The organism is Methylophaga sp. UBA1464 (genome assembly GCF_002325665.1).
Classification (GTDB): Bacteria; Pseudomonadota; Gammaproteobacteria; order Nitrosococcales; family Methylophagaceae; genus Methylophaga.
Genome location: NZ_DCSO01000114.1, coordinates 48,068 through 58,479, shown reverse-complemented (window position 1 = coordinate 58,479; position 10,412 = coordinate 48,068). Strand labels below are relative to the sequence as shown.

9 protein-coding genes, 1 pseudogene and 1 riboswitch are annotated in these 10,412 nt (G+C 43.5%); of the genes and pseudogenes, 6 read left to right on the top strand and 4 right to left on the bottom strand.

Translation table 11 applies throughout. The annotated features are described in order from the left end of the window. The 4 genes from B3O33_RS15500 to B3O33_RS15485 all read left to right on the top strand — a co-directional run. A partial coding sequence (locus tag B3O33_RS15500; protein ID WP_292363929.1) for a DUF1318 domain-containing protein occupies positions 1–183 on the top strand: 183 nt, incomplete at its 5' end. A gap of 84 nt (positions 184–267) precedes the next feature. Further along, positions 268–1,596: a 23S rRNA (uracil(1939)-C(5))-methyltransferase RlmD gene (gene rlmD / locus B3O33_RS15495; protein WP_292361737.1), complete on the top strand. Its 1,329-nt coding sequence runs from the start codon at positions 268–270 to the stop codon at positions 1,594–1,596. A gap of 152 nt (positions 1,597–1,748) precedes the next feature. Further along, positions 1,749–1,827, top strand: a riboswitch (cyclic di-GMP riboswitch). A gap of 19 nt (positions 1,828–1,846) precedes the next feature. Next, entirely contained in the window at positions 1,847–2,596 is a 750-nt protein-coding gene (locus tag B3O33_RS15490) for a choice-of-anchor K domain-containing protein (protein WP_292361738.1), read from the top strand. An 81-nt stretch (positions 2,597–2,677) separates the two neighbouring features. Further along, positions 2,678–3,823: a DNA alkylation repair protein gene (locus tag B3O33_RS15485; protein WP_292361739.1), complete on the top strand. Its 1,146-nt coding sequence runs from the start codon at positions 2,678–2,680 to the stop codon at positions 3,821–3,823. Between the two features lie 89 nt (positions 3,824–3,912). On the opposite strand, the gene ppsA is transcribed toward B3O33_RS15485, so the two are convergent. Then, positions 3,913–6,270 carry a phosphoenolpyruvate synthase gene (gene ppsA / locus B3O33_RS15480; RefSeq protein WP_292363928.1) on the bottom strand — a complete coding sequence of 786 codons (2,358 nt, stop codon included), beginning with the start codon at positions 6,268–6,270 and terminating at the stop codon, positions 3,913–3,915. Positions 6,271–6,275: 5 nt separating this feature from the next. Further along, positions 6,276–7,166 carry a pyruvate, water dikinase regulatory protein gene (locus B3O33_RS15475; RefSeq protein WP_292361741.1) on the bottom strand — a complete coding sequence of 297 codons (891 nt, stop codon included), beginning with the start codon at positions 7,164–7,166 and terminating at the stop codon, positions 6,276–6,278. Between the two features lie 99 nt (positions 7,167–7,265). Between B3O33_RS15475 and B3O33_RS15470 the strand changes: the two genes are divergently transcribed. Beyond that, the gene (locus B3O33_RS15470) at positions 7,266–7,427 is read left to right on the top strand and encodes a hypothetical protein (RefSeq protein ID WP_292361742.1); all 162 of its coding nucleotides are present in this window, start codon (positions 7,266–7,268) and stop codon (positions 7,425–7,427) included. A gap of 881 nt (positions 7,428–8,308) precedes the next feature. Then, complete coding sequence (gene lexA / locus B3O33_RS15465) at positions 8,309–8,911, top strand: transcriptional repressor LexA (protein ID WP_292361743.1); 603 nt, start codon at positions 8,309–8,311, stop codon at positions 8,909–8,911. Positions 8,912–8,956: 45 nt separating this feature from the next. On the opposite strand, the gene galU is transcribed toward lexA, so the two are convergent. Together galU and B3O33_RS15455 are read right to left on the bottom strand one after the other, a co-directional pair. Further along, positions 8,957–9,802: a UTP--glucose-1-phosphate uridylyltransferase GalU gene (gene galU, locus B3O33_RS15460; RefSeq protein ID WP_292361744.1), complete on the bottom strand. Its 846-nt coding sequence runs from the start codon at positions 9,800–9,802 to the stop codon at positions 8,957–8,959. A gap of 34 nt (positions 9,803–9,836) precedes the next feature. Then, positions 9,837–10,412, bottom strand: a pseudogene (locus B3O33_RS15455) (alpha-amylase); the annotation flags it as partial.

The window sequence follows — 10,412 nt, the reverse complement described above, 5'->3', positions numbered from 1 at the left end:
ACTGTTAATACACTGATTGCAGAAGAGAATCAGGATCGCAAAGCGTTATATGCTGAAATTGCCCGCGCCAATGGTCATCCTGAATGGGAATCAGATATCCAGGAAACCTTTGCCAGACGCTGGATAAGTAACGCAGCTAAAGGCTGGTGGTTCCAACAAGGTGGCAGTTGGAAGCAAAAATAATAATCTCATCACTGGAAAGTCCGGTTGTGCCACGGCATAACCGGACTTTTTTTATGACTATCCAATTTAAACAGGTTTGAACAAATGGCACGACGTAATCAAAGAAAACGGCTACCTACTGAAGCTGTCCAGGCAAATATCGAGAGTCTTTCACATGATGGTCGTGGCATTGCCAGAATTGAAGGCAAAACGGTTTTTGTTGATGGTGCACTAGCTGGTGAGAACGTGTCTTTTCTCTATACCCGGCTGCATAAAAAATACGATGAGGCCAGAGTGATTTCTGTCGAAAATGCTTCCGTGGATCGCGTTGAAGCTAAATGCCGGCATTTTGGTGTGTGTGGTGGCTGCAGTCTGATGCACATGTCTCCACAAGCCCAATTAAGCTTGAAACAAGATACCTTAAAGGAGCAACTTTCGCATTTTGGTCAGCTTACTCCTGAGCAGTGGTTGGCTCCCTTAACTGGGCCATTATGGGGCTATCGGCGAAAAGCCCGTCTGGGTGTTCGATATGTGACAAAAAAAGAAAAAGTTCTGGTTGGTTTCCGCGAAAAGGGATCACCATATCTGGCTGAACTATCTCAATGCGAAGTCCTCGACCCTCGGGTGGGTTTACGTCTGGAAGAACTAGGCAAAATGATTGCCGGACTGGAAGCCTACAACCGTATTGCCCAAATCGAAGTTGCAATGGATGATGCCAACACTGCACTGGTATTCCGTAATCTGGATCCATTGTGCGAAACCGATAAACAGAAATTAATCCACTATGGTCAGCAACATGATTTATGGATATATCAACAACCGGGTGGGCCGGATACCGTCAGCCCGTTATGGCCGGAAGCACCACAATTGCACTATGCTCCTGAAGAAGGGCTCAGACTGGAATTTGCACCGGGCGACTTTACCCAGGTAAATGCCGGTATCAACCATAAAATGATTGCCAAGGCGATTGAATTACTGGATTTGCAGGAAACAGATCGGGTTCTGGATCTATTTTGTGGATTAGGCAACTTTACACTACCTCTGGCTAAGCGTGTCAGCAGTGTGGTTGGGGTCGAAGGTGATAAATCGCTGGTGGCGCATGCTCAACGTAATGCGCAACTCAATGGTTTGGATAATGCTGAATTTGAAATGGCTGATCTGACTGTCACCCAACTTAAAGACTATCCATGGGCAACAGCCGGGTTCACCAAAGTATTACTGGACCCGCCCCGGAGTGGCGCTTTAGAAGTTCTTGGTCAAATTGCTGATCTGGGGGCCGAAACTATTGTTTACGTATCCTGCAATCCGGCAACGTTGGCTCGTGATGCCGGAGAGTTAGTCAATCAATATGGTTACACGCTCATGCAAACAGGCATCATGGATATGTTTCCACATACCAGTCATGTTGAATCCATAGCTTTATTCAAAAAATGAATAAAAGATTCGGGTGAATAAACCTTTAAAAATATCTCAGAATGTGACTAAGTACGCGAAAAAGTGACTGATAGTACCAAGGTACAATGGTTTTCAGGTTTTTTTTCTCTAATATAGGCACCGTTGCTCAAAGTATGAGCCGCAATAATATTAATACAGAGTGCCAACCTTGGTGTGAACCAAGAGACGGAAAACCACGGGTCTTAATGAAAAGACAGCCGGGTTGCTTTTTTTCTGAAAAGGAAATTTTATGAAAAATTTGCTACTTTTTGTTTCACTTTTAGCTGTTTCATTAACCGCTAATGCCGCTACATTCCAGGGCAGTACTTCAGGCACTTTTGAAAATCCTACTGGTCCTTCCGGTATGGTTACTTCAGGTGTTGGTACTGACCATTTTACATGGGGCGAAGGTGCTCTGACTCACTATACTTACGAATATAACAAGGTTTGTCACGGTTTTTTCTGTTACAACACGAAAGATAAGGTTGCTCAATATTCAGACCCAAGTTCGTTAACTTATTACAATACTGGTTTTAATACTGAGGTTAATCAGACTTTTGTTGCGGGATATCTAAACTTCAATAACGGTATCATTTATTCTGGCACTCAAGCTGAAAGTGTTGATTTAGCACTGACTCTTGATTTCAGTAGTCCGTCTTTATTTTCTGAAACCTTTACCTATGGATTTTCACTTGATAATACAGTGAATCCTGAAGGTGACAGCATCACTTTCCTGAATTCTGTACCGACGAAGTTTTTAAGTCACGAAGGCACAGATTATTTCTTTGAATTGACCGGCTTTGGGATTCATACCAAACATGGTATTAAACTGGTGGATGAAATCTTCCTGAAAGAAGGTAAAGACAAAACAGTTAAATTGCTTGGCCAATTTACTTCAATGCCATCTGCAGTGCCTTTACCTGCAGCAGTATGGTTATTCGGTTCTGGTTTAATGGGCTTTATAGCTCTGCGTAGAAGAGCAAAATTACAACAAGCTTAAACCTCTCGTAAATACCGTAAAATAAAAAACCGTGGTTTTATACCACGGTTTTTTTATGTCTGAAATATGCGAGTAATACATATGGAAAAGTCTGATATGCCGGCTGAAACCAATGCAGCACCTTTATTGAAAGATCATATCAATGCCGGATCCATCGAAATACTAGCCCGGTTAATCAAACAATATAAGCCGTCTTTTCCGGCAGATGAGTTTATACAAAAGTCGACTGATGATCTGGAAGCTAAGCCGCTTAAAAGCCGAGTCAGCCACCTGAGCACGGTATTAACGGAATTATTAATTGAGGATTATTCAGACACGGCTAAATGGCTCAAACAGCTTGCTGACAACTGGCCAGATAAAAATATTAATAAGGGCTGGTACAGTTTTATGGCATGGCCATTAATCGACTATGCTGGCAAACAAGGATTGCATCAGCCTGAAACGGCATTGGATTTATTAAGTCATTTGACTCGACTGTTTACCGCTGAATTTGCTATCAGGCCCTATATCGACCAGCATTTTGAGTTAACCTATCATCACCTGCTGCAATGGAGCCAGGATGCTGATGAGCATGTCCGAAGACTGGCTTCCGAGGGAATGCGACCAAGATTGCCCTGGGGAGGGCATTTAACAGCCTTGAAACTAAATCCCCAGCCAATATTTACGGTACTTAATTATCTCAAAGATGATCATAGTCGCTATGTACAAAAATCGGTCGCCAACAATCTGAACGATATCAGTAAAGATCATCCCCAACAGGTTATTGAGCTTTGTGGTGATTGGTTAAACGATTCAACAGCCCAACGCCGCTGGATTATTCGTCATGGTCTCCGCAGTCTTATTAAAGCGGGGGAGCCCGCAGTATTTCCATTACTGGGATTCACTCAGAAGCCTCGAGTCCAGGTTGATTTAGTTCTCACTGAGCAACAGCTAAAACTGGGGGAATCGCTGGTTCTGCAGGCCGAAATACATTCTGCAGCAGATCAAACCCAGGTATTGGTCGTGGACTATCGTGTATGGCACGTTAAAGCCAACGGTACGACCACTGCAAAAGTATATAAATGGAAAAATATCGAGTTACTGGCAAGAGAAAGTATTCGTCTGAGTAAGTCACATGGATTTTTAAAACTCACTACCAGACAGTATTACAGTGGCCGGCACACCTTTGAAATACTTATCAATGGGGTGGTTTACAATCAAGCCTCAATGAATCTATTGCTTGACTGAATTTTCCCTAAACGTATTGCCGGAAAAACGCTGAACGAACACATAACACTAAGAGCCCCGCAGGGCTCATAGTATTTGTAGTGCAAATCTTACTGTTTGGCTAATGCCTGCCAGGTACTGACGACAGTATCCGGGTTTAATGAAATACTGCTGATACCTCGCTCAAGCAGCCATTCTGCCAAATCAGGATGATCTGAAGGACCCTGACCACATATACCGATATATTTATCGGCTTTGTGACAAGCTTTAATCGCCATATCCAACATTGCCAAAACGGCTGGATCGCGTTCATCAAACGCTTTAGCAATTTGTGCTGAATCACGATCCAGGCCAAGTGTCAGCTGTGTCATATCGTTAGAACCGATGGAAAATCCATCAAAGAATTCAAGGAACTGATCGGCAAGTACTGCGTTTGAAGGTAATTCACACATCATGATCACACGCAGACCATTTTTACCACGTTCCAGTCCGTTCTTTTTCAGAATCTTAATAACAGCTTCAGCTTCAGTTAATGTACGAACAAAAGGAATCATGATTTCGACGTTGGTTAAGCCCATTACATCGCGGACACGTTTGATTGCTTCACATTCCAGTTCAAAGCAAGCTTCGAATTCAGGCGAACTGTAGCGTGCCGCACCACGAAAACCAATCATCGGGTTTTCTTCGTGAGGTTCAAATTGCGCGCCACCAATCAGATTGCCATACTCATTCGATTTAAAATCGGACATACGTACAATCACTTTAGATGGATGAAATGCTGCAGCAATGGTCGAAACGCCCTCAGTGATACGACTGATATAAAACTCAACCGGATCACCGTAGGCGGTGGTTCTTTCTTTAATTATCTGTTGTACTTCAGCATCCATTTTATCTGCGGCCATTAAGGCTTTAGGGTGAATGCCGATAGTGTTATTGATAATGAATTCCAGCCGGGCCAAACCAACACCATCGTTAGGCAGTTGTGAGAAACTCATGGCACGATCCGGATTACCCACATTCATCATGATTTTGACGGGTAATTCGGGCATTTGATCCAATGACTGAACACGGTGTTCAAATTCCAGAAGCCCCTGGTAAATATAACCTTCATCGCCTTCAGAACAGGAAACCGTTGCCGAAATGCCTTCAGCGACTTTTTCAGTGGCATCGCCACAACCAACGACTGCCGGAATACCTAATTCACGCGCAATAATGGCTGCATGACAGGTACGTCCACCACGATTGGTTATAATCGCGGCTGCTTTTTTCATGATCGGTTCCCAATCAGGATCGGTCATGTCAGTTAATAAAACGTCACCGGCTTCAAATTGATCCATTTGATCCAGGCTGCTCAAAATCCGGACCCGGCCGCGGCCTATTTTTCTGCCAATCGCGCGACCTCTTGCTAATAACTCACCTTTGTCTTTCAGGATGAATTGTTCAGTGACATTTACACTGCGGCTTTCAACAGTTTCGGGACGTGCCTGGACAATATAAATCTGACCATCATTGCCATCTTTGGCCCACTCAATATCCATTGGTCTTTGATAATGCTTTTCGATAACCATCGCCATGCGGGCCAATGACTCAATTTCTTCATCATTCAGACAAAAGTGTAATCGTTCTTCGGGGTCTACATCGACGGTTTTAACGGGTGATTTATCGTCTCCGGAATAAATCATTTTCAGCGCTTTCTGACCGAGTGTTCTGCGTAATACCGCCGGGCGTTCAGCCGCCAAGGTTGTTTTATGAACATAAAACTCATCGGGATTTACCGCACCTTGCACGACCATTTCACCAAGGCCGTAACTACCGGTGATAAAGACGACATCACGAAAACCACTTTCTGTATCCAACGTAAACGCGACACCGGCAGAAGCGATGTCAGAACGCACCATCTTTTGAATACCAGCAGATAAAGCTACTTCACTGTGCTCAAAGCCCTGATGATCGCGATAGGCAATTGCCCGATCGTTGAATAGCGACGCAAACACTTCTCTGATGGCAAACTTGATATTGTCTAAACCGGAAACATTGAGAAAGGTTTCCTGTTGACCGGCAAATGATGCATCCGGTAAATCTTCTGCAGTTGCAGATGAACGAACAGCCCAGCTGGTTGACGTACCATATTCTTGAACTAGTTTGTGATAAGCCTCATCAATCGCGGCTTCCATTTTTTCGGGATAGGGAATGGTCATGATCCAATCACGGATGGTTTTGCCCGCTTTTTGCAGTGCCACGACATTGTCCACATCCAGTTCACGTAATAAATCGTTTATCTGGTCTTGTAGCCCGTCATGTTTTAAAAACTCTCTGTAGGCATCCGCTGTGGTTGCAAAACCGCTTGGTACGGCGACGCCCAAAGGTGCTAAATTCTGCAACATTTCGCCTAAAGACGCATTTTTTCCACCAACTCTCCCGACATCATTCATGCACAACTTTTCGAGTGGAATTACATATTCGGTCATGACAACTACCTTAAATTTTTAGTTTTATTAAATGTAATGGTTGATTCGCGGATGCGCTCACGCGCAAGCCCCATGGAGCGAACAACACGGCTGGATATTTCTTCAATAGAGGTATTCGTAGTATCAAATACCGGAATATCAACTTTCTCAAACATACTCATTGCTTTATCTAGTTCTCGCTGACAGATTTCCAATGAGGAGTAATTACTGTCAGGGCGACGTTGGCGGCGAATACGACTCAGGGGTACAGGTTTAATGGTCAAACCGGCAAGTTTATGCCGATGAATTTTCAGATACTCCGGCAGTTCTTCTGCTTCCAAATCTTCCGCGGTCAACGGATAGTTAGCCACTTTAAGGGAAAAGTTCATGGCTAAATATAAGCTGGTAGGCGTTTTACCGCAACGTGAAACACCCACTAAAATGATATCAGATTCTTCATATTGATCCGGGCGAATGCCGTCATCGTGAGTCAGTGCATAGTCAATCGCATCCAGACGTTTTTGATAGGTGGTATCACTGATCGAAATTCGTGAAACACCTTGTTTCTGAGAAGATTGCACCTGAAGAAACTCTTCCATAGAACCGATAAACTGATGAAACAGGCTGATTACAAAGCCATCACAATCTTCGATAATCTGTTGGGCTTCGTTATTCACTAAGGTGCTGAAAACCAGAGGCGGTAGATCAGATTCTGTACACAGCGCGTTAATTTGTTCGCGAGCATCTTCTGCTTTTTCTTTGGTATCGACAAAAGCCAGTGTAATTGTTTCGAACTCAATTTCAGGAAATTGCGCTAATAAGCACTTTCCATAAGATTCTGCCGTTAAACCGGTACGATCCGATACAAAAAAAACGTTTCTGATTGGTTGGTTATAATTTTCGGTTAGTTCACTCATCTAGTAATGATGTGCTGAAATGGCTGTTTTGATCAACAAAAAGTTTGGAGGCGCTGGGGGCAAGCTTGAATACAAATTTTAGAAAACGAAGATAACTCTTTGTATCGTAAATTACGAGCGGTTATTACCTATCATATTGCGCCGAGAGAACATGAAGTTTCTGACAGAGTGGCAATGCTGAATGAACGTTATTTTGCGGCATTATTAATGGTCATTCTGGACATGTTTTCGCCGGTAAAACTGTCAGGTTTGCCAATTTAAATGTGTAGTAAGAAGGCTTTACGCAAACGCCCCAATGACATAAATATGCAGAGGCTGGGTTTTCTATTTAGCAGGGAAACGATATCCGACTGTTTGCTGCTTTAAACCGCTGAAACTGAATTATAAAAAACAAATGTCCTGAAAGAATCTTATGTTCTATTCCTCAAGGAATATGAATTCAGATCCAACTTCAGGACATCAGTGTCTGCTTATGTTTCATAGCCACTACTGTAGGGATTCTTTATCTGGCCCAACAACTGCCTTGGAAATGACCCTAAAGCACCATCAAAATCAGACCAGTTTAACGAGATCTGACCCTTAAAATGTTCAGGCCATCAATAAACCGAAAGCTACAAGCCCTATGCAGGCGAGCGACATAACTATTATAAATTCGATGAAATGTTCCATTAGCCATTCTTCAAGTTTGTGCATGATAAAACTCCTTAATAACGGTTAGATATTTCGTCTATCCGTTATCAATTATCAAGCTGTATCACCCAGAAGGCATTGATCTGGATCAAATCATAGCCATTAGGTTTATCCTTGATGGCAGGCCATTTAAAGCTAATTCTGAACTACGATAAATACCATCCGATTGCGACCAAACCCAACCAGAAAACGGTGAATAGCAGAATGATATGTGGAAACTTCTGCATCAAAAATTCATCAATCTTTTTTAACATTTTTGCCTCATACACCAATCATTTTCGACTAATAAAGATACCATCTGCAAATTGATTATGCCAGTCAAAAACAATGCTTCTTCCATGATTTCAATGATATGGCCGGTGATGCAAAAGAATTAAAAATATTTCTTGTGTATGCAGTAAAAATTCTCTATATTTTCTCTTCTCGTTATATTCTCATGTCAGGTGAAAAGTATGCTAACTAAAAGACAACAAGACACGCTCAACTTTATTCGCCAATACATTAATGAAAATGGTGAAGCACCTTTAGTCACTGAAATTGCCGAGGGGCTGGGTATCAGTTCACAGGGTACCGCTCACAGATATATTCAGGCTTTGATTGATGGTGGCTATCTGGAACGGCTGACAGGCAGAACGCGAGGGTTGAAGTTGAATGAGCAGGTGTTTTCAGAGCAATCACTGGTTTTCCCGATGATGGGAAAAATCGCGGCCGGACGTTTGATCGAGGCCGTAGCCGATGAGTCTGAAATTGACCTTGGTAGTATGTTCAAAGGGAAAGGTCGTTATGTCTTGAAAATCAGTGGTGAATCCATGATTGGCAAAGGCATCATGTCGGGTGATTATGTGGTTGTAGAATCAACAAGACAGGCAAGGCATGGTGACATGATTGTGGCACTGGTTGATGGTTATGATGCCACCCTTAAAACCATGCTGGTCAATAAAGATGGCACCATTACCTTAATGCCGGCAAATGAAGCGTTTGAACCTGTGACGATTGATGCTAAACGACTCAGTATCCAGGGGGTAGTGGTGGGGCAGTTGCGAACTTATCCCTGAATAGCGGTTGCGTGAAACTTAACAGCCGGTTTTTACCTGGCAGGCTTAACCATACTGTTGAGTATAGTAATAATTGGTTGCTTCGACATAACCCGCGATACTGCCGCAATCAAAACGATGTCCTTTAAACTTGACTGCCAGTACCGGTTTTTCCTGAGCCATTGCCCGTATGGCATCGGTGATCTGTACTTCGCCATTGGCACCTGGGGGAGTATTACGCAGGTAATCAAAAATATCGGGCGTCAAAACGTAACGCCCGATAATGGCCAGATTACTGGGCGCATCTTCCGGTTTAGGCTTTTCAACCATATCGGTAATGCGATAAATATCGGGTTCAATTTCATCACCGGATATCACACCATAGCTACCGGTTGCGTCGGCTGGAACTTCTTCTATTGCCACGATGCTGCATTGATGTTTCTGATAAAGATCGACTAACTGACCTAATGCACGTTTGCCACCGGATTCAGGTGTAGCGCATAAATCGTCTGCCAGCAATACCGCAAAAGCTTCATCACCGATTATGGGCTCACCAGTGAGGATGGCGTGTCCCAAACCCAGCATGGCGCGCTGACGCATGAAAATAAAATCACATGCATCCATCACATTGCGAATGTCATCAAGATGAGACTCTTTGCTCGTTCCGTAAATCTGATGTTCCAGTTCGAAACTGGTATCAAAATGGTCGGCAATCGCTCTTTTACCCCGTCCGGTAATAAAGCCCATACTGTGCAATCCAGCTTCCATGGCTTCTTCTACACCGTATTGGATAAGGGGTTTGTTAACGATTGGCAACATTTCTTTAGGCATCGCCTTGGTGGCCGGTAAAAAACGTGTGCCGTAGCCGGCGACGGGGAAAAGGCATTTACGAATTGAAACGTTTGCTGTCATGAATATGGGTCCTCGTAAAATTTAGTGGCGGAAATCAGCGATTACTCAACCACGCGCATTGATAGGGAGATAGCTGAATTTCAATTTGCCAGGAATCGATAGCCTCACCACTGACAAGATCATGCCAATCATCAGTTGCAACCAGGTTGAGATCGGCGATACGAAGCGTTTGCGGTTGATCAGTGATATTAAATATACAGAATATACTTTGCCGGCGGTCAATACTTTGTCGCCAGAAGCCAAATAAGGCATCGCCAAGTTGTAGGGTATATTGCGTTGCGTTGGGATGAAATGCTGAATGTTGAGTGCGAAGCGTAATCAACCCTGTGAGTTTTTGGTATATCTGAGAGTGATTATTGGCGGGATGTTTAAGAGCTGTCCGAATGGCAGAATCATCCCACTGATGGCGATTGATCGCGCGATTATGCTGATGTTTCGCAAGCCGTTGATAATCATTTCCAGTGGCTAACAGGCTATGAATATAAATACCCGGGATACCCTCCAGGGCCAGCATAATCGCGTGTGCGCAAATAAAGCGGGCTTGTTGCCATTGGTCGGGACCTTTTACTGTTCCTTGCAACGCATCAAATAACGCAATATTGATCTCATA